This window comes from Ramlibacter sp. WS9 (assembly GCF_003797765.1).
In the GTDB taxonomy this organism is placed as follows: domain Bacteria; phylum Pseudomonadota; class Gammaproteobacteria; order Burkholderiales; family Burkholderiaceae_C; genus Ramlibacter.
Map to the genome: position 1 here is coordinate 85,525 of NZ_RKMB01000016.1, position 18,263 is coordinate 103,787.

The following is an 18,263-nucleotide window of genomic DNA, read 5'->3' on the forward strand; positions in this document are numbered from 1 at the left end:
CGAGTTAATAGTATGCAAATCAATCAAGCCGGCGTCGCGCATCGGCTGCAGTCTCCAGACGCGATTCGTTCCCCCAATCCAACCCCGTTCCCCTCCAATTCATCCACAAAGGTACCGACATGAACTCGATCCGCAAAGTCTTCACCGCTTCACTGGTTTCACTGGCCGCCGGTGCCGCGCTGGCCGCAGGCAGCCCAGGCGTCGAACACAGCACCCAGTCCTTCCTCGAAGCGCTGGCCAAAGGCGGTGGCCAGCCGCTCGAAACACTCTCGCCGGCCGATGCCCGCGCGGTGCTGGTTGGCGCACAAGCCGGGGCCAAACTGCCGCCGGCCGACGTCAGCGAGAAGACGATCACCGTGGACGGCAAGCCGCTCAAGCTGACCATCGTGCGGCCGGTGGGCGCCACGGGCGTGCTGCCTGCGTTCATGTTCTTCCACGGCGGCGGCTGGATCCTCGGCGACTTCCCGACCCACGAGCGCTTCGTGCGCGACCTGGTGGCCGACTCCGGCGCCGCGGCGGTGTTCGTGAACTACACGCCTTCGCCCGAATCGCGGTATCCGGTGGCCATCAACGAGGCGTATGCCGCAACCAAGTGGGTGGCCGACAACGGCGCGCAGATCAACGTCGACGGCAAGCGGCTCGCGGTGGCCGGCAACAGCGTGGGCGGCAACATGGCGGCGGTCGTGGCCCTGATGGCCAAGGCCAAGGGAGCGCCGGCGCTGCGCGCACAGGTGCTGTTCTGGCCGGTGACCAACGCCAACTTCGAGAACGCCTCCTACGACGAGTTCGCGAACGACCACTTCCTGACCAAGAACATGATGAAGTGGTTCTGGGACGCCTACACCAAGGACCCGAAGCAACGGCAGGAGATCTACGCCTCGCCGCTGCTGGCGACGGCCGAGCAGCTGAAGGGGTTGCCGCCGGCGCTGGTCCAGTCCGCCGAGAAGGACGTGCTGCGTGACGAAGGCGAGGCCTATGCCCGCAAGCTCGATGCCGCTGGCGTCACGGTGGTGGCCACGCGCTACAACGGCATGATCCACGACTTCGGGCTGCTCAACGTTCTGGGCGGCGTGCCCGCCACCCGCGCGGCGCTGCACCAGGCGAGCGAAGAGTTGAAGACTCGGCTGCGCTGAACTGCGGCGCGGCGAGGTCGCCCGAGTGCCCCGATGATGCTGCCGCGTCTTTGGGTACCATTCCTCGGAGACGGCGGCGCGCATGACTTATCACCGCGTTTCCGTCCCCGACGAGGTTCGCGCTGAAGGGGGATCACGAGACGCCGACGTGCGAAGCTGACCGTCCGGAGAGGGGGCAAGCAACTTGCGGCCTCCTCAAACTTGGGGATTGAAGAGGTATGGATCTGCGCGCACTCCGCTACTTCATTGCCGTGCTCGAGGCGGGCAGCCTCTCGCGCGCCGCCGGCTCGCTCTTCGTGGCACAGCCGGCGCTCACGGCGCAGATCAAGAAGCTGGAGGCCGAACTGGGCGCGCAGCTCTTCGAGCGCTCGCACGCTGGCGTCGCGCCGACTCCGGCCGGGTTGCAGCTGTACCAGGACGCCCGGCGGCTGTTGTCGGACGCCGCCGCCATGCGCGAACGCATTCAGCGCCTGCCGCTGGGCCCCGAAGGCTCCGTGACGGTCGCGGTGCCTTTCCTGCTGGCCTCGCTGCTCATGGGACCGGTGCTGACGGCGCTCAAGCAGTCGCATCCGCGCGTGCGTGTGTTCGTGCTCGACGACCTGAGCCTGATGGTCAGGAAGGCCATGCTCGACCGCCGCGCCGATGTCGCGATCCTTGTCGACACGCCTCATGTCGAGGGCCTTCGCTGCCGCCCGTTCGCGCGCGAGGCCATCTTCCTGTGCGGCCGTGACGATGGCGGCACCGTGGCGCGCCTGCTGCGCAAGCCCCCGGCCCCGCGCGGTCGCCGCGGACGCGCCGCACCCGCGCGTAGCGGCTACGCCGAGATCGATTTTGCGGTCGCCGCTGCGCAGCCTCTGGTGCTGCAGTCGCGGCGCTTTTCGATCCGCCAGAGCGTGGAAGGTGCTGCCGCCGCGCTGGGCGTGCCTTTGAACATCGTGCACGAGCACGATTCGGCGCGCGTCATCCGCTCGCTGTACCTGAGTGGGGCGGGTTTCACTTTCTCGCCGGCGTGCGCCCTGGGCGACTCGCCGGGCGGCAGCGACTGGCTCGTGGCCCGCGTCACGCGGCCCGAGCTGCCGCGCAGCTACACATTGGCCACGGTGGCCGACAAGCCGGTCGATGCGCTCACGCAGGTCGTGATCGACGCGTTGCTCACGCAGGCGAAGTCCCTCATCGAGGCCGGCCGCTGGGAAGCGGAGTGGAGAAGCCGCGACTGAGCGGCCCCTGACGGGCGAGTGAATGGCGAGTGAGTGAGCCGAGGGCCATCACTTCCTGTGATGGGCCCGGATCAGCAAACGGTATTTCCCCGATACCGCCCGTTCTGAAACACTGCCTCCATGCACGACGCCGCGCCAACCGGCGCCGGCCGATACGCCCGCAGCGCCTTCAGGAGACGACACATCACAACCCCCACCGTTCCCCGACGCACCGTCGCCAATGTCGGCGCACTCGTCGCACGCAGCGCCCGCGCCCATGCGCGGCAGATCGCTGTCATGAGTCCGGCCCGCAACGTCACCTATGCCGAGCTGGAGCTGCGTTCCAATCGCCTCGCCAACGCGCTGCTGGGCTTGGGCCTGACACGCGGCGACCGCGTGGGCATCTACCTGCCCAATTGCGTTGAGATCGTCGAGCTCGAGCTGGCCTGCTACAAGGCTGGGCTGATCAAGGCCCCATTCAACGCGCGGCTCTCACCGGCCGAGGTCGGCGAGGTCGCAGCCAATAGCGAAGCGTTGATCATTGTCAGCACGGCGCAGCGCATCGAGGCGTTCCGTCCGCACATCCAGGGCGTGATGCCGCGCCTGCTCGCAGTCGACGACCAGACCGAAATTGGCTACGAAGGGGTGCTGGCGCGCGCCAGCGACTCTTTCACGCCGGTCACGGTCTTCGCCGACGAGGTGGCGGTACTGCACTACACCTCGGGCTCATCAGGCGTGTTGAAGGCGGCGATGCAGACCTTCGGGAACCGGCTGGCCCAGCTGCGCAAGTTCCTCACGCGAGCCGAAGGCATGCAGGCGGGTCACATCATCGGGCTGGTCGGCCCCGTCACGCACGCCTCGGGCATGCAGATCGTGCCTTCATTGTGCAGCGGCGTGACGATCCGGCTCTTCTCCAGTTTCGAGCCCGGCCGGTTCGTGGCCGACATGAAAGCCGACCGGGTGACGCACACCTTCATGGTGCCGACCATGATCAACATGCTGCTCGCCGAGTTGGAGGGCCAGTACCGTCCGCTGCCCGATCTGCTGCGCCTGGGCTACGGCGCGGCACCGATGGCGCCCGCAAGAATCATGAAGGCGATGGACGTCTTCGGCCCCGTGCTGTCGCAGGGTTACGGCGCGGGCGAAACCACCTCCGGCGTGTGCGGCCTCTCGGTGGAGGACCACCTGTTCGCCCGTGCCGCGATGCCCGAACGCCTAGCCTCCTGCGGGCGGCCCTATCTCGAATGCGACGTGCAGATTCTTGACGATGCGGGCCAGCCTGTGGCCGCGGGCGAGATCGGCGAGATCGTCGTGGGCGGCGAGGACATCTTCGCCGGCTACTGGCGCGCGCCTGAGCTCACGACCGAGGTGCTGAAGGACGGCCGCTACCACACGGGCGACCTGGCGCACATGGACGACCAAGGCTACGTCTACATCGTCGACCGCAAGAAGGACATGGTCATCAGCGGCGGATTCAACGTCTATCCGTCGGAGGTGGAATCGGTGCTCTACCAACACGAGTCGGTGCAGGAGGCGTGTGTTTTCGCGATTCCCGACGACAAGTGGGGCGAGTCGGTGGCCGCGCACGTGGTGCTCAAGGCCGGTCGCGCCGCCGACGCGGCCTTGATCGATGCCTTCTGCGCCGCCCGGCTGGCCGGCTTCAAGCGACCGCGCCGCATCGAGTTCGTGGAAGTTCTCCCGAAAAACCCTAACGGCAAAGTGATGCGCAGGGCGGTGCAGGCGCCGTACTGGGCCGGCCAATCGCGGATGGTGAACTGATGGACGCAGCCACCACCCTCATGCCCATCCCGGTCGCGGAGCGCTTCTTCGCCGGTCCGTTCGAAGGTTCGGAGCGCGCGCAACAGGTGATCGACCGCGTGACCACCTATCTGAACGGCGAGCTGGCCGCACTGGCGCGCGAGCACCGGATCGACCACGAGAGCAGTGTCGATCGCGCGTTGCTGCAGCACGTGTGGAAGCGCTCGCACGAACTCGGCTTCTACGGCATGACGCTGCCGGAGGCGATGGGGGGGCTGGGTCTCTCGGTGCTCGACCATGTCCTCATCAAGGAAGCCATCTACGCCACCGGCTCGCCCTTCGCGCCGCATGTCTTTGGCGAGCTGAGCGGCCCGCCGCGCGTGGGTGCGCTGGCCCGCATTGCCACGCCGCACCAGATGCAGCACTTCATCCTGCCCGTGGCACGGGCGGAGAAGGCGATCTGCTTCGCGCTCACCGAGGCGCAAGCCGGCTCCGATGCCGGCGCGGTGCAGACACACGCCGTGCTCGAAGGTGATCATTACGTCATCAACGGTCGCAAGCGCTTCATTTCGGGCTCGCCCTTCGCCGACTTCGCCGTGCTGGTGGCTTCGACCGCGACCGATCCCGAACAACGCGAGGTTTCGGCCTTCTTCGTCGACCTGCATGCGCCGGGCGTGCGCGTGGAGTCAGGCTACAAGACGCTGGCTGGCCAGTCGAGCACGGGCGACATCGTGTTCGAGAACCACCGCATCTCGACCGCGCAGCGCATCGGCGAGCCAGGCCGCGGACTCGCGCTTGCACTGGGGCGCATCACCGTCAACCGGCTGCTGCACTGCCCGTCGATGGTGGGTCTGGCGACGGTCGCGCTGCGCGATGCGCGCGACTACGCCCTGCAGCGCCGGCAGTTCGGCCGCGCCATCGGGCAGTTCCAGGCCATCCAGCACATGCTGGCCGATATGGCGACCGAGCTGGCCGCGGCGCGGGCGCTGATGATCCACACCGCGCGCCAGCTCGATGCCGGCATGGACGGCCGGGCGGAAAGTTCCATGACCAAGCTGTTCTGCTCCGAGACAGCCTTTAGCGTGGCCGACCGTGCGGTGCAAATTCACGGTGGCGAAGGCATCGTGCAGGGGCGGCGGGTCGAGTTCCTCTTCCGGATGCTCCGGATGTACCGTGTGTTGACGGGCACCAGCGAGATCCAGAAGAACACGATCGCCAAAGAGCTGCTCGGCGACATGCGCCCCGACGCGGGCCCGCCGCACAGAGAATCAAATACAGGAGACAAGAAATGAAAGACATCAACCGCCGCCGCTTTGCGCAGGGCACCCTGGCCGCTCTGGGCTTGCCGATGCTCGCAGCGCCCGTCCGGGCGAACGAGGCCTACCCCAGCCGCGCCATCAAGTGGGTCGTGCCCTACCTGGCCGGAACGGCGCCCGACACCACGGCCCGCATGCTGGCCGAGGCGGTGAGCCCGCTGATGGGCCAGCCCGTGGTGATCGAGAACAAGGCCGGCGCGGCCGGAAACATCGGCGCGCGGCTCGCGGCCATGGCGCCGGCCGACGGCTACACCTGGCTCTATTCGGCCGTCCCGATGGCGACCAACATGCGGATGTACAAGAACCCCGGCTTCGATGCGCTGAAAGACTTCCGCCACATCATGCGCCTGACCAGCGCGGACTGCGCGCTGATCGTCAGCGCGGATTCCGACATCCGCACCCTTGCCGAACTCGTGGCCAGGGCGCGCGCCCAGCCGGCCAAGCTGGACTACGCCTCGGGCGGCGTTGGCACGCCCTCGCACATGGGCGTCGAACTGTTGTTGAGCGCCGAGGGCGTGAAGGCCACCCACGTACCGTACAAGGGCGCCTCTGAACTGGTCAACGCGGTGCTGGGCAAGCAGGTGGTGTTCGGCATCCCGATCTCGGCGGTCGCGCTGCCGCAGATCCAGGCCAACAAACTGCGTGCGCTGGCAGTGACCGGCCCCAAGCGCAACCCGGCGCTGCCCCAGGTGCCGACCCTCGCCGAGTTGGGCGTCCAAGGCGTCGAGCTGACCTCGTGGGGCGGCATCTCGGTGCCGGCAGCAACGCCCGATGCCGTGGCCGCGCGCATCCAGAGCGCGTTCGAGACGGCGATGAAGAGCCCCAAGGTGCTCGCCAGTATCCGCGACACGGGCGGCCTGGTCGATATCCAGGACCCGGCGACCTACACACGCGGCTTCACGCGGGAGATCGCGCTGACCGAGGTCATGATGAAGAAGGCGGGTCTCGACGCCATGTAGGCAGGCGGGGGGTCGCCTTTCCCGATGGGTTCGTTTGTGGTGCAATGTACGCCCGCAATGTACGGGCCACATCGGAGACACGGCATGAAATGCGCGACCCACGACACCCTTGGTCTGCCACTGCGCCAGCAGGTCCGGCATTGGCAGGACGCGACCGATCACTACTTCGGCCCCCTGCAGGCGCAGGCGTTCTGCGACGGCCCATTCGACGCGCGCCTCACCGCCTGCGAGGCAGGGTCGCTGCGGCTGCTGACGATCGACGCACCGGCGCATCGGGTCCTGCGCGACCACGCCGCCAGCGATCCGCGCCACGACAGCTTCAAGCTGTTGTTGCAAATACAGGGCGTGAGCGAGATCCGCCAGCGCGACGCGAGCTTCAGCCTGCAGCCGGGCGACTGGAGCCTCTACGACCCGCGTGAGCCCTACACCATCACTTCTCCCGAGCCGATCCGCCATCTCGTCGTGCAGATACCTCGCGAAAAACTCGGTCACCTGCCGGTCGGCTCGCTGCATACCTGTGAAGCCGACGCGCCCGAGCTGTTGGCGTTGTACGAAGTGCTGTCATCGTTCCTCGGTGCGCTGGCGGCCCAGTTGCGAACCCTGCCCGATGCCGTGGGTGCCCCGTTGTCAGAAACCACTTTGGGCTTGCTCGCGCAGGCGTTGCAGGCGCAACGCGGGGAAGCTCCCGAGCGCGTGCCGCTGCCTGAGGTGATGCGCGCACGCGTGCGACAGTACATCCACGCTCACCTGACCGATCCCGACCTGACCGTTGAGCGTATCGCGCACGACATGCGCTGTTCCAAGCGCTACCTGCACTCGCTGTTCCAGGGCGAAGCCCACACGCTGGATCGCCAGATCTGGCTGGCCAGGCTGGAACGCTGCAGGCAGGGCTTGGCCACGGGCGATGCGTCGACAATCTCGATCTCGGCGCTGGCGTATCGCTGGGGCTTCAACAGCAACGCGCATTTCTCCCGCATGTTCAAGCGCGAGTTCGACACCACGCCCAGCGAGTTCCTCAAGCGCAGAGTGCACTAGCCGAAACTCGCAGCCTATCTCATGAGATCAGGCTGCGAGATAGCTGCTGTGCAAAATCTCCGGCTGCTCGCGCAAGGTTTGGGCCGAGCCACCGAACGCCACTCTGCCGCGTTCGAGCACATAGGCCTGCTGCGAAACCGCCAGTGCCACGCTGGTGAACTGCTCTATCAGCAGCACACCCACGCCGTCTTTCGCCACCTCCTGTACGAGCGCGACCAGGCGCTTCACGACCGTGGGCGCGAGCCCGAGCGACAGTTCGTCGAGCGCGAGGTACCGCGGCCGGGCGATCAGGGCCTGCGCCACGCACACCATCTGCTTCTGTCCGCCGGAGAGCGAACGGCCCAGCGCGTTCATCTTGTCCTCCAGTTCAGGCAGCACGGCCAGTACGCGATCAATCTCGGTCTGCACCTGGCGCGCGGGCCACGCCGTGGCGGCGGCCCGCAGGTTGTCTCGCACCGACAAATCGCCCAGCACGCGATGCCCCTCGGGCACAACGGCCACCCCGGCCGCGCGAACGGCCTCGGGCCGCCGCCCCTGCAGTGCCGCACCATCGAGGTCGATCTGCCCCGACACGATCGGCAGCGCCCCGGCCAGCGCCATCACCAGAGTTGACTTGCCTGCGCCATTGGCACCCACCAGCGCGGTGATCTGGCCGGGTGCGATGTTCAGCGAAATGCCGTGCAGCACGTTCTTGCCGCCGCGCTGCACCACGAGGTTCTGCAGACTCAGCATCTCAGTGCCCACCCGGCCGAGGCGGGGGCCACCGCGGAACCGGCTTTGCCGGGCCGCTGGTGGCGCCCCCTGAGGGGGAGGCGGCCGCAGGCCGCTTCGGGGGGAGTGTCATTTAATCCTCCGCGCCAAGATACGCGCGGCGTACCGCGGGGTCGGCCAGCACCTCGTTCGTCGGGCCGAGGGCCAGGCGCTGGCCGAAATCGAGCACCAGCGTCTGTGTGCAGGTCGTCTTGATCAAGTCCACGTCGTGATCGATCAGCAGCACCTGCGCGCCGCAGAAGTCCTTGATGCCCAGCAACGCACGGCGCAGGTGCGAGGCCTCGTGCTCGGTGAGTCCGGCGCCGGGCTCGTCGAACAGCAGCAGGCGGGGTGCACCCACCAACGCCTTGGCGACCTCGACCATTCGACGCTGGAACAGGTTGAGCTGGGCGCCGGGCGTTGTGGCGACGTGCACCAGCCCCACATAGTCGATCGCGCGGCCGACCTCGGCGTTCGCGTTTCGGCGATCGTGCGCCACGTGGTCAAGCACCGCCAGGACGTTGCTCCACACATCGAGGTCTTCCACTACCTGCTCGGTCTGGAAGGAGCGGCGCAGCCCGAAGCGCACGCGCTGGGTCGGGGTCAGCGTAAGCAGGTCCGTGCCGTCCACGTCGATGCGGCCGGTGCGCGGTTGAACCAGCCCGCTGAGTACGTTGACCAAGGTCGTCTTGCCGGCGCCGTTCGGCCCGATCAGTCCGCAGACTGGGTGGTCGAGCACCGCGTCCAGGCTCAACAGGGCCTTGACGCCGCCGAACTGCACCGTCAGATCGCGGATCGTCATCATGGTGTCGCTCCGCCTGTGAACCGGCGGCGTACCCGATGGATCAGTCCCAGCACCTGACCCGCCACACCTTGCTGCGCAGTGATCAAGGCATGCAGCAGGGCAGCGCCGAAGAAGATCATGGCGAGGAAGCCGTTGACGTTGTAGTCGGTCAGCAGAGACGGCACGGCGCGCAGGAGCAGCCCCGCGATGATGGCGCCCAGCCAGTGATGCACGCCACCCACCACCGAGAGCGCGAACAGCATCACCGATTCGCTCGCGCCGAAAGCGCGTCCGTCGAGCTGGCCGACCCCGCCGGCCAGCAGGGCGCCGCCGACGCCGGCGCAAAAGCCCGCCAGCCCGAAGGCCCACGTTTGATAGAACAGGACGTTGACACCCGCACCCATGGCCGCCGCCTCACCCCGCCGGATCAAAGCCCATGAGCGGCCAGCGCGTGTGCGGCGGTGCAGTTCGATGAGCATCAGCACACCAGCGAGCCACAACAAAACGTAGCGCAGGTAGGCCGAATCGGAACTGGCGAAAGCAGGGCGCGTCATCAACAGGCGCTCGCTGCCTTCGACGCGGCCCAGCCAACCTGAACCACCATCGGGAAAACCGACGACCGTGATGACCACCTGGAAGCCTCCGGCCAGCATGAGGGTGACCAGCGCCAGATACAGGCCCTTCAGCCGCAGCGCAGGCAGGCCTGCAAGCATGCCCACAAGAGCCGACACCGCGCCCGCGGCCAGCACGCACAGCTCGAACGGCAGACCCCAGCCGTGGCTGATGCGCAGTGCCACCCAGCCGCCGATGCCCAGCAGCGCGAACTGGCACAGCGACACCAGGCCCAGTTGGCCGTACAGCAAGCCGATGCCCGCGGCGGCCACCGACATCGCCATCGCCGAGCTCAGGGTCTTGGTCCAATAGGCATTGGTGAGCCAGGGCAGGGCGACACCGATGACGAGCAGAACGCCCAGCATCGTCAGCAGCGACCGCAAGCGTTCGCGCCGCACCCGTTCGAGCGCTTGCGCGAACATATCCGTGGAGGGGAGTGCAAGGGTTGTCATGCTTCAGGCCAACCGGGTGTTGGGCCGGTGAAAGGCGATCATCAACAGCGCCACCAGAAACGGCGTCGCACTGCGAAATGCGGCCAGGCCGGGCACCACGATGGCGACGGCTTCCAGCACGCCGATGAGGATGCCACCCACCACCGTGGCGGGCAGCGATTCGAGCCGGCCGATGATCGCCGCGGCGAAGGCGGGAATGACCAGAAATGTGAGCAGCGTGGCCTGCAGGCGCACGATGTTTGCCAGCAGCAGGCCGCATACGCCGGCGAAGGCGCCACTGAGCACCCAGGCGACGGTATCGACCTGCAGCACACGGATGCCGAGCAGGGCACTCAGATCGCGGTCATTGGCGAGGGCTCGCATCTTCAATCCGACCCGGGTGCGCACCAGCAGCAGCCCGATACCGGCCATCATCGCGACGGCCAGCACCAGGCCGATGACGCGCGTATAGGTCAGGCGCACGTCGGCCAGTTCCAGCGCGCCCGCGTCGGTCGGCAGGACGAGGCGGCGCGGTTGCTCGCCCCAGAACCATTCGGTAAAGCCGAGCAGGATGAGCGCGAAGCCGAGCGTACCGATGCTGCGGATGGTCGGGTTGCGCTGCGCCAGGTGCGGCGCGATCAGGCGGCCGTAGGCGAGCGACAGGAGCACCGCCACGGCCACGCTTGCTGCCCATGCGAGCACCTGAGGCCATCCCGCCTGCAGCATCGACCAGGCGACATAGGCGCCGATGGCGCCAAGCGCGCCGAACGCGAAGTTCAGCACGCCGGACGAGCGGTACAGCACCACCAGCCCGACCCCCGACAGTGCATAGACCGCGCCCACGCCAAGGCCGGAGACGACGAACGGAAGTAAATCGGGCATGGCGGATGGGACTCGCGAAAAAAGCCGCGTCGCGTCAGTTCAGGCTGAGCTTCTTCTCGTCCGCGCGCACGTCCACCAGTTCCGGATCATCCGCGGTGAGGCAGCCCGCCGATGCGCCCGCAAAGCCGTTGCCGTCGATCACCACCATGGGCCCGGAATTGTTGGCGTTGTGCCGATTGCCGGCGCCCACGTAGAACGGCTTGCAAAGGATGTCGCTGCGGAAGTTGGAAACCTTGCGCAGGGCGTCCGTCACGGACGCCCGGTCGATCTTCTTGACATCCATTTTCAGCAGTGTCTCGGTCACCAGCCGCGCGGCCAGGTAGCCGGCCTGCGAAAAGGTATCGCGCGGGTCGGTTTTGGCGCCGTGCGAATTCATGACGGATTGCCAGTTCAGATTGTCGGCGCCCTTGGATTCAAGCGGATTGAATTCCAGGTTGACGGCAAAGTTCTTGTTCCAGTACGGGCCAATGGCCTTGGGCACATCGACGCTGTACGCCGGTGCGGACGACACGAAGTGGATCTTCTTTCCCAGGTTCTGTTGCTCGGCCGCCGCCAGCATCGGCACCAGAATGCCCTTGGGCACGTTCATGATGATGGTGTCGGGCTTCTTCGATGCGGCCTGCAGCATCACCGAGGTGGCATCGGCAGAGCCCGGATCGATGGCGATGGTCTCGACTTCGACGCCGTTCTTCTTGCCCCATTCCTTGGGACCCTCGCAGGCCCAATTGCCCAGGCTGGGAATGTTGGGGATGATGCAGACCATCTTCTTGCTCTTGTAGGTCTGCGCGGCATACATCGCCGCGATCGTGCCGCTGATGCGCGGGCCTGAATTGATGGGCACGTAGTTCTTCGCGTTGAAGCACTCGCGCGGCACGCCAGTGCCGGCGATGACCATCACGCCTTCGTCCGCGTACATCTTCGCGTTGGCGCCGCACTCGACGAAGCTGGTACTGCCGGCCAACGCCACCACCTTGCGGTCCTTGACGAGCTTGCTGGCCACCTGCGCCGCCGTCTCGGGGTTCCACTGGTCGTCGGCGACGATGTAGTCGATCGGACGGCCATTGATGCCGCCGTTGTCGTTCACACACTTGAAGTAGGCCGCCGCGGCCTGCGCCGACGAGCTGAAATCGTCCGGCCCGGTCTTGCCGACGACGGCGCCAATCGCGATGGGCTCACCGGTGGCCTTCTTCCCATTGGCCAGGCCGCACTTCGACTGTGCCAGTGCCCCGGAGGATGCGAGCGCCGCGGCGATGGTCACTGCCGACAGCGTAGCGATGCGATAGGTGTTCATGTGTGTTGTCTCCTGTGATTGTTGAATCGATGCGACGGCCGGCGTCAAACCGCCATGCAAACGCTCTTGACTTCCGTGAAGCTCTCGACCGCCGCGCGGCCGAGGTCGCGCCCGGTGCCTGACTGCTTCATGCCGCCCAGCGGCAGCCCCGCGTCGAGCACGTTGTGCGCATTCACCCACACCATGCCGGCCTGGAGGCGCGGCACGATGCGGTTGGCATGCGAAAGGTTGTTCGTCCACAGGCTCGCCGCCAGGCCGTAAGGCGAGTCGTTGGCCGCGGCAATGGCTTCTTCGATGTCGTCGAACGGCGCTGCGGCGAGCACCGGGCCGAACACTTCTTCGCGGACCACACGCATGTGGGGCGTGGTGTCGGCGAAGATCGTGGGCTGCACGAAGCAACCGGCTTCCAGCGCGCGCCCGCCACCGGTGACCAGCGTGGCGCCTTCCGCCTTGGCAGATTCGATGTAGTTCGTCACCCGGTCGAAGTGCACCTTCGAAGTCAGCGGCCCGAACTGCGAGGCGGCGTCGAAGCCCGAGCCGATCTTCATGCCCTGCGCGATGCCGGCCAATTCATCCAGCACGCGCCGGTAAAGGCTGCGGTGCACGAACAGGCGCGAGCTGGCGGTGCACACCTGCCCCTGATGAAAGAAGATGCCCATCGCGATGCCTTGCGCCACGTGCGACGGGTCCGCGTCTTCCATCACGATGGCCGGGCTCTTGCCGCCGAGTTCGAGGGTGAAGCGAGCCATGTTGTCAACGGCGGCATGGCCTACCACCTTGCCCACGGCCGTCGAGCCGGTGAAGCTGAGCTTGCGCACGCCCGGGTGCGCGATCAGCGCGGCGCCGGCCGTGGCACCGCGTCCGCACACCACATTCAGGACACCTTCGGGAATGCCGGCTTCGATAGCGAGGTGCGCCAGCCGCAACGCAGTCAGCGGCGTGTCTTCCGATGGCTTGAGCACCACGGTGCAGCCGGCAGCCAGCGCAGGCGCCACTTTCCACAGCGCAATGGCGAGCGGGAAGTTCCAGGGAACGATGGCACCGACCACGCCAACGGGTTCACGCCGGGTGTACGTGACCCACTGTGGACCGGGAATTGGGATCGAATTGTCGAGTGTCTGGCCTTCGAGCTTGGTGGCCCAGCCGGCCATGTAGCGCACGAACTCGGCGCCCGAGCCGACGTCGATCATGCGGGCGATGCCTTGCAGCTTGCCGCTCTGCAGCGTCTCCAGCGCGCTCAACTCGTCGGCGTGGCGCTCGATCAGCTCCGACAACTTGAACAGCAGCTTCTCGCGGTCGGCGGGACGCAGGCCGCGCCAGGCGGCGCTTTCGAACGCGCGCTGGGCCGAGGCCACAGCCACCTCGACATCGGCGGCGTTGCTGTCGGGCGCTTCGGCCACGACCACCTCGGTGGCGGGATCGGTCACCGGCAGCCAGCGGCCCGACAGGGGCAACCGGCTGGCACCGTCGATCACATTGCCGACGCGCCGCTCCGACAGGAATTGCGAGCCTTGGAGTTGTTGGCGGGAAAGATCAAGCGAGTTCATGTGCTTCAATCTAAATGGCATGGCAGTTTTGCCGTTGCCCGAAAGCGCAGCGCGTGTTGCCTGTGCGCGCACGTTCATCGGGCGCGCAGCACGAAGTCCGCGCAGCGCTCGGCGATCATGATCGTCGGCGCATTGGTGTTGCCGGAAGGCAGCGTGGGCATCACCGAGGCATCGCACACGCGCAACCCAGGCACGCCGCGCACGCGCAACTCTGTGTCGACCACCGAACCGGTGTCGCTACCCATGCGGCAAGTGCCCGCCGGGTGGTAGACGGTCTTGGCATGGCTGCGCACGTGCGCTTCGATGTGGTCGTCGCTCAGGTCGGTGGCCGCACCGGGTAGCAGCTCTTGTTCGATCACCGCCGCCAGCGCGGGTGCCCGCAGGATCTTGCGAGCCAGCTTGACGCCGCGCACCAGCGTGTCCACATCCGCCTGCTCGCGCAGCGCGCCGGCATCGAACAGGATGGGTTGCGCCGGGTCGGCGCTGCGAAGCGCCACACTGCCACGGGACAGGGGACGCAGGAAGCAGGGATTGATCGACAGGCCGTGGCCGGGCAGCGGCTCGCGCTCGACGTCGCCGACCAGCACCGGCAGCACATGGAACTGCAGGTCGGGCCGATCGCCACCGGTCGTGTCGACGAAGCCGCCGCTTTCCACCACGTTGGACGTAAGCAGGCCGCGCCGGAAGAATTGCCATTGCATACCGTGGCGCAGGGCGCGCAGCCCCCGGTCCTGGCCCAGCAGGCTGATCGCCGCACGCGTACGGGCGTAGACACTCACCTCCAGGTGGTCCTGGTAGTTCTGGCCCACGCCGGGGCTGTCCTGCAGCAGGGGAATTCCCAGTGACTGCAGTTGCGCGCCCGGGCCGATGCCCGACAGCATCAACAGCTTGGGGGACGCGAGCGCGCCGGCGCAGACCAGAACATCCCGCGTGCAACGCGCTTGCCGTGCCTGCCCCGCTTCAACGAACTCGACGCCAACGGCGCGTCCGGCCTCGATCAACAGGCGTGTGACGTGAACGCCCGTACGCACCGCGAGCCGTGAATCGCTCCGTACTGCCGCCAGGTAGGTTGCCGCGGTGGAGCCGCGCTCGCCGTTGAACGTAGTGGACTGGTAGAAGCCCACTCCGGTTTGTGTGGCACCGTTGAAGTCGTAGTTGACGGGCAAGCCCGCTTGCTGCGCGGCCTTCACGAACGCCTGGCTGAGCGGATGGCGAAAGCGCGGTTCGCTCACCCGCAGCGGTCCGCCGGTGCCATGGAGCGGCTCGGCGTAGAGCTCGTTGGCCTCAGCGCGCTTGAACGCCGGGAGCACGTCGTTCCAGCCCCAACCAGCACAGCCGCCGTCGCGCCAGCCATCGTAGTCGGAGGCGGTGCCGCGGATGTAGACCATGGCGTTGAGTGAACTGCTGCCTCCCAGCATGCGTCCCTGGGGAACATGCATTCTCCGTCCCCCGGCATCGGGCTGCGCTTCGCTGACGTAGTCCCAGGAGCGCTCGGTGCCGATCACCCGAACGAAGGCCGCCGGCATGCGCACGAACGGATGCTCATGGCTCGGTCCGGCTTCCAGCAGCAACACGCGGCGCCCGCCGCGAACGAGTCGATGCGCGAGGACGCAACCGGCCGATCCGGCCCCGATGATGATGTGGTCATAGCCCATGGGGCGAGTGTGGCCGTGGCAGCACGGCGCGGAAACGGCCAAGCGGGTCCCATGCGCCTTGGATCAACGGTTTGTGCGCTGGCGCGCGAGCCTGCGCTGGAATGTCCAGCGCAGGCTTGCCCCAGGCCGTATTGCAAAACCTGCTTCAGGCCTTTCGCGGCCGGTCTGAGGAAGTTGCCCCTGTTCCCAGTAATACCATCAGCTCGCGGTGGCTGCGAATGCCCAGGTGCTGGAAGGCGCGGTAGCGGTAGGTCAGGGCGGTCGTGGCGGAGATGCCCATCTCGTGGGCGGCCTCCTTGGTGGTGAGACCGGCCAGAATGTGCGCCACGATCTGACGCTCACGGCCGGATAGCTTTGTCGTGAGCTGGGCTTCCAGAGGGATGTCCAAGACCGGACGCGGCGCTATCTGGATGTGGCGCATGACTGCGGCACACAACAGCGAACTATGCCGGGCCATCCAGTCGAAGTCGGGCTCGCCGAAGTCGGGGAACGAGAAGTTGCGGTAGAAACTGACGGCGAATCGATAGCCGTCCGGCCATACGACCCGCAGGGACAGCCGCTCGCGGATGCCGTTTTCCCCGTAGCACAGCAGGCGGTACGCCTCGTTCGCCACTTCATCGGAGAATTGGTGCGCCACCCACATTTGCGTCTTCTTGCCCGGCTTGCGCTTGGCGAGCCAGACCATGTTGGAGTCTTGCTGGTCAAACCCCATGCGCATGTACTCGACGGCAGTGAGGGTGGCGGCTTCTCCAATGACGCTGGCGCTCGAGATCGCCTCCACCCGCCCGCTGCTGCGCAGCGCAAACACCGTGCAGTGGCTGGCAGGCAAGGAAGGCTCCACGGCGGACAGCAGCCTGGCCGCGAAATCGGCGGTGCCAATGGCGGCCATCAACGCGGTCGCAAGCTCCGCCTCGGCCGACGTCTGAACATGACCGAGCTTTAGAGGTTTCATGCGCTGGGTAACCCCGTCCTCATTTATTAGGACATTTTTGCACAGCGCATTTTCGACAATCTCCCCATGTTTGATCTTGGACAAAGACGGGAATGATCCATGGCTCTAGAGCGAATCGGTCCGTTCGAATACCGGCACTATCAGCCGAGCTTGCCGCAGCTGAACCGCGCGGGTGACGAGGGGCAACGGCATCCGGTACTGATCGTGGGGGGCGGCCCGGTGGGTCTTGCCACGGCCCTGGGCCTGGCGAATTGGGGGGTTCCCAGTGTGGTCATCGAGGCCGATGACTCGGTCTGCGAGGGCAGCCGGGCCGCTTGCATCTCGCGGCGTAGTCTGGAGATCCTTGACCGGCTGGGCACGGTGCGGGCGTTCATGCAGAAGGGACTGGCCTGGACCCGAGGCCGCAGCTTCTACGGCCTGGACGAAGTGCTGGTGTTCGACATGCCGTCCGCGCAGGGTGACAAGTTTCCTCCGATGGTGAACCTCGAGCAGTACTACATCGAACAGTTTCTGCTGGACTCAATTGCCAAGGTCAACGCCGCGTCGCCGGGCAGGGTGGATATCCGCTGGGCCAGCAAAGTGACGGCCTGTACCCAGGACAACCGTGGCGCGACCGTGCGGGTGGAGAACGCGCTCGGAACTTACGACGCGTCCGCCGATTGGCTCGTGGCCTGCGACGGTGGCCAAAGCCTCATCCGTTCCAGCCTGGGCGTTGAGCTGAAGGGCACGGGTTACCAGGGGCGCTATGCCATCGTGGACATCGAGCTTGACAGCAGCCACCCCACCGAACGCCGGGCCTGGTTCGATCCGCCCTGGGCCAGGGGCACCACGATCCTGATGCACCGGCAACCCGACAACATCTGGCGCGTGGACTACCAGCTCGCTGCGGGCCAGGACACGGCGCAAGTCCTCGAGCCCGAGCAGTTGCGGCAGTTCGTGCAAACGCATCTGGACGCGATCGGAGAGGGGCACCTGCGATGGAAACCGGTGTGGACATCGATATACCGCGCCGGCGCGATGACACTGGACTCTTACCGCCACGGCCGCATACTTTTTGCGGGCAACTCGGCGCACGCGATGCCTATCTTCGGCGTTCGCGGGTTGAATTCCGGATTCGATGACAGCGACAACCTTACATGGAAGATCGCGGCCGTCGTGAACGGAAAGGGCGTGGAAAGGCTCCTGGACAGCTACAGCGCGGAGCGCGTGCAGGCCTTTCACGTCAATGCGGAAAGTGCGATGCGCAGCACAGAGTTCATGTCACCGCCGAACCGCGGCTTCGAACTGATGCGGGAAGCCTGCCTGTCCTTGGCCGGCAGACACAAGGGGATTGCGCGCCTGGTCAATCCGCGCCAGACGCATGCCATCGCCTATGAGAAATCGCCGCTGTCGTCGGCCGGTGATCCCTTCGTTACCGGGCCGGGCGAAGGCGCCGTGCTCGTGGACGTTCAGGTCCGCGAGGGCGTGTTCCTCACGGACCTGCTGGAACGGCATGGATTCACGGTACTTGGTTTTGTTTCTCTTTCCGCGCAGGGCGAGATCGAGGCGGCCGTCGCCTCACCCGGGTGGCGCTGGCTACCGGTTCAGTGCGTCGTGCTGCACGCCGGCGCCGAGGTGACGCAACTGTACGGCGCCCGGGCGGGCTCGGTCTATCTCGTCCGGCCGGATGGTCACGTTTGCGCACGCTGGCACGCGCCATCGGCTGCCACGGTGCTGGCCGCCGTCCAACTTGCCTGCGGCGCCGAAAGGAATCTTCAATGACGTACGAAGCCGCTGTTCAAGATCGAATCTACGCCCGCTGCAGCAACGCCATCGCGGCTGCAGGACGCGAAAGGGAATCCCTGTTCCTGGCGCGGCTCGCGCTGCTGTTGTTCGAACAGGTGCAGGACGAGGACCGGTGCATCGCGGCCATCGAGGCCGCCTTGCAAGACCTGCCCACCCCTTCTCTCTCGGCTCCCTGAA

The 18,263-nt window shown here is 66.6% G+C and carries 16 protein-coding genes; 8 read left to right on the top strand and 8 right to left on the bottom strand.

Going from position 1 to position 18,263, the window contains the following annotated elements:
* Window positions 1-119: 119 nt before the first annotated feature.
* The 6 genes from EEB15_RS21775 (at window position 120) to EEB15_RS21800 (ending at window position 7,397) form a co-directional block, all read left to right on the top strand.
* The gene (locus EEB15_RS21775) at window positions 120-1,133 is read left to right on the top strand and encodes an alpha/beta hydrolase (RefSeq protein WP_141512043.1); all 1,014 of its coding nucleotides are present in this window, start codon (window positions 120-122) and stop codon (window positions 1,131-1,133) included.
* 218 nt (window positions 1,134-1,351) lie between these two features.
* The gene (locus tag EEB15_RS21780; protein ID WP_141512044.1) at window positions 1,352-2,350 is read left to right on the top strand and encodes a LysR family transcriptional regulator; all 999 of its coding nucleotides are present in this window, start codon (window positions 1,352-1,354) and stop codon (window positions 2,348-2,350) included.
* A gap of 120 nt (window positions 2,351-2,470) precedes the next feature.
* Window positions 2,471-4,108, top strand: coding sequence for an AMP-binding protein (locus tag EEB15_RS21785; protein WP_141512045.1), 1,638 nt, complete (start codon window positions 2,471-2,473; stop codon window positions 4,106-4,108).
* The gene (locus EEB15_RS21790) at window positions 4,108-5,379 is read left to right on the top strand and encodes an acyl-CoA dehydrogenase family protein (RefSeq protein WP_233259572.1); all 1,272 of its coding nucleotides are present in this window, start codon (window positions 4,108-4,110) and stop codon (window positions 5,377-5,379) included. The genes EEB15_RS21785 and EEB15_RS21790 overlap by 1 nt, the downstream gene beginning before the upstream one ends.
* Window positions 5,376-6,362: a tripartite tricarboxylate transporter substrate binding protein gene (locus EEB15_RS21795; RefSeq protein ID WP_141512046.1), complete on the top strand. Its 987-nt coding sequence runs from the start codon at window positions 5,376-5,378 to the stop codon at window positions 6,360-6,362. Before EEB15_RS21790 ends, EEB15_RS21795 begins: the two co-directional genes overlap by 4 nt.
* Window positions 6,363-6,446: 84 nt before the next feature.
* Window positions 6,447-7,397 carry a helix-turn-helix domain-containing protein gene (locus tag EEB15_RS21800; protein ID WP_158290190.1) on the top strand — a complete coding sequence of 317 codons (951 nt, stop codon included), beginning with the start codon at window positions 6,447-6,449 and terminating at the stop codon, window positions 7,395-7,397.
* Between the two features lie 27 nt (window positions 7,398-7,424).
* Here the strand turns inward: EEB15_RS21800 and EEB15_RS21805 are convergent, their stop codons facing one another.
* The 8 genes from EEB15_RS21805 to EEB15_RS21840 all read right to left on the bottom strand — a co-directional run bounded on the left by EEB15_RS21805 (window position 7,425) and on the right by EEB15_RS21840 (window position 16,385).
* Window positions 7,425-8,129 carry an ABC transporter ATP-binding protein gene (locus EEB15_RS21805; RefSeq protein ID WP_141512048.1) on the bottom strand — a complete coding sequence of 235 codons (705 nt, stop codon included), beginning with the start codon at window positions 8,127-8,129 and terminating at the stop codon, window positions 7,425-7,427.
* 112 nt (window positions 8,130-8,241) lie between these two features.
* On the bottom strand, window positions 8,242-8,952 hold the full coding sequence (locus tag EEB15_RS21810; protein ID WP_141512049.1) for an ABC transporter ATP-binding protein: 711 nt from the start codon (window positions 8,950-8,952) through the stop codon (window positions 8,242-8,244).
* Entirely contained in the window at window positions 8,949-9,995 is a 1,047-nt protein-coding gene (locus EEB15_RS21815) for a branched-chain amino acid ABC transporter permease (protein WP_141512050.1), read from the bottom strand. The genes EEB15_RS21810 and EEB15_RS21815 overlap by 4 nt, the downstream gene beginning before the upstream one ends.
* 3 nt (window positions 9,996-9,998) lie before the next feature.
* Entirely contained in the window at window positions 9,999-10,856 is an 858-nt protein-coding gene (locus EEB15_RS21820) for a branched-chain amino acid ABC transporter permease (protein WP_141512051.1), read from the bottom strand.
* Between the two features lie 34 nt (window positions 10,857-10,890).
* Window positions 10,891-12,147 carry an ABC transporter substrate-binding protein gene (locus EEB15_RS21825; protein WP_141512052.1) on the bottom strand — a complete coding sequence of 419 codons (1,257 nt, stop codon included), beginning with the start codon at window positions 12,145-12,147 and terminating at the stop codon, window positions 10,891-10,893.
* A gap of 44 nt (window positions 12,148-12,191) precedes the next feature.
* Window positions 12,192-13,694, bottom strand: coding sequence for an aldehyde dehydrogenase (locus tag EEB15_RS21830; protein WP_141512053.1), 1,503 nt, complete (start codon window positions 13,692-13,694; stop codon window positions 12,192-12,194).
* Between the two features lie 74 nt (window positions 13,695-13,768).
* Window positions 13,769-15,349, bottom strand: coding sequence for a GMC family oxidoreductase (locus tag EEB15_RS21835; protein ID WP_141512054.1), 1,581 nt, complete (start codon window positions 15,347-15,349; stop codon window positions 13,769-13,771).
* Between the two features lie 145 nt (window positions 15,350-15,494).
* Window positions 15,495-16,385 carry a helix-turn-helix transcriptional regulator gene (locus tag EEB15_RS21840; RefSeq protein WP_233259573.1) on the bottom strand — a complete coding sequence of 297 codons (891 nt, stop codon included), beginning with the start codon at window positions 16,383-16,385 and terminating at the stop codon, window positions 15,495-15,497.
* Between the two features lie 15 nt (window positions 16,386-16,400).
* On the opposite strand from EEB15_RS21840, the gene EEB15_RS21845 reads away from it, so the two are divergent.
* Both EEB15_RS21845 and EEB15_RS21850 read left to right on the top strand, forming a co-directional pair.
* Window positions 16,401-18,062 (top strand): FAD-dependent monooxygenase, encoded by a 1,662-nt coding sequence (locus EEB15_RS21845; protein ID WP_141512055.1) that lies wholly within the window; start codon window positions 16,401-16,403, stop codon window positions 18,060-18,062.
* Entirely contained in the window at window positions 18,059-18,262 is a 204-nt protein-coding gene (locus EEB15_RS21850; protein ID WP_141512056.1) for a hypothetical protein, read from the top strand. Before EEB15_RS21845 ends, EEB15_RS21850 begins: the two co-directional genes overlap by 4 nt.
* Window position 18,263: the final 1 nt, after the last annotated feature.

Excerpts from the sequence above, each read along its gene's own strand:
- EEB15_RS21775 (WP_141512043.1), top strand. The coding sequence starts at position 120 with ATGAACTCGATCCGCAAAGTCTTCACCGCTTCACTGGTTTCACTGGCC.
- EEB15_RS21780 (WP_141512044.1), top strand. The coding sequence starts at position 1,352 with ATGGATCTGCGCGCACTCCGCTACTTCATTGCCGTGCTCGAGGCGGGC.
- EEB15_RS21785 (WP_141512045.1), top strand. The coding sequence starts at position 2,471 with ATGCACGACGCCGCGCCAACCGGCGCCGGCCGATACGCCCGCAGCGCC.
- EEB15_RS21790 (WP_233259572.1), top strand. The coding sequence starts at position 4,108 with ATGGACGCAGCCACCACCCTCATGCCCATCCCGGTCGCGGAGCGCTTC.
- EEB15_RS21795 (WP_141512046.1), top strand. The coding sequence starts at position 5,376 with ATGAAAGACATCAACCGCCGCCGCTTTGCGCAGGGCACCCTGGCCGCT.
- EEB15_RS21800 (WP_158290190.1), top strand. The coding sequence starts at position 6,447 with ATGAAATGCGCGACCCACGACACCCTTGGTCTGCCACTGCGCCAGCAG.
- EEB15_RS21805 (WP_141512048.1), bottom strand. The coding sequence starts at position 8,129 with ATGCTGAGTCTGCAGAACCTCGTGGTGCAGCGCGGCGGCAAGAACGTG.
- EEB15_RS21810 (WP_141512049.1), bottom strand. The coding sequence starts at position 8,952 with ATGATGACGATCCGCGATCTGACGGTGCAGTTCGGCGGCGTCAAGGCC.
- EEB15_RS21815 (WP_141512050.1), bottom strand. The coding sequence starts at position 9,995 with ATGACAACCCTTGCACTCCCCTCCACGGATATGTTCGCGCAAGCGCTC.
- EEB15_RS21820 (WP_141512051.1), bottom strand. The coding sequence starts at position 10,856 with ATGCCCGATTTACTTCCGTTCGTCGTCTCCGGCCTTGGCGTGGGCGCG.
- EEB15_RS21825 (WP_141512052.1), bottom strand. The coding sequence starts at position 12,147 with ATGAACACCTATCGCATCGCTACGCTGTCGGCAGTGACCATCGCCGCG.
- EEB15_RS21830 (WP_141512053.1), bottom strand. The coding sequence starts at position 13,694 with ATGAACTCGCTTGATCTTTCCCGCCAACAACTCCAAGGCTCGCAATTC.
- EEB15_RS21835 (WP_141512054.1), bottom strand. The coding sequence starts at position 15,349 with ATGGGCTATGACCACATCATCATCGGGGCCGGATCGGCCGGTTGCGTC.
- EEB15_RS21845 (WP_141512055.1), top strand. The coding sequence starts at position 16,401 with ATGGCTCTAGAGCGAATCGGTCCGTTCGAATACCGGCACTATCAGCCG.
- EEB15_RS21850 (WP_141512056.1), top strand. The coding sequence starts at position 18,059 with ATGACGTACGAAGCCGCTGTTCAAGATCGAATCTACGCCCGCTGCAGC.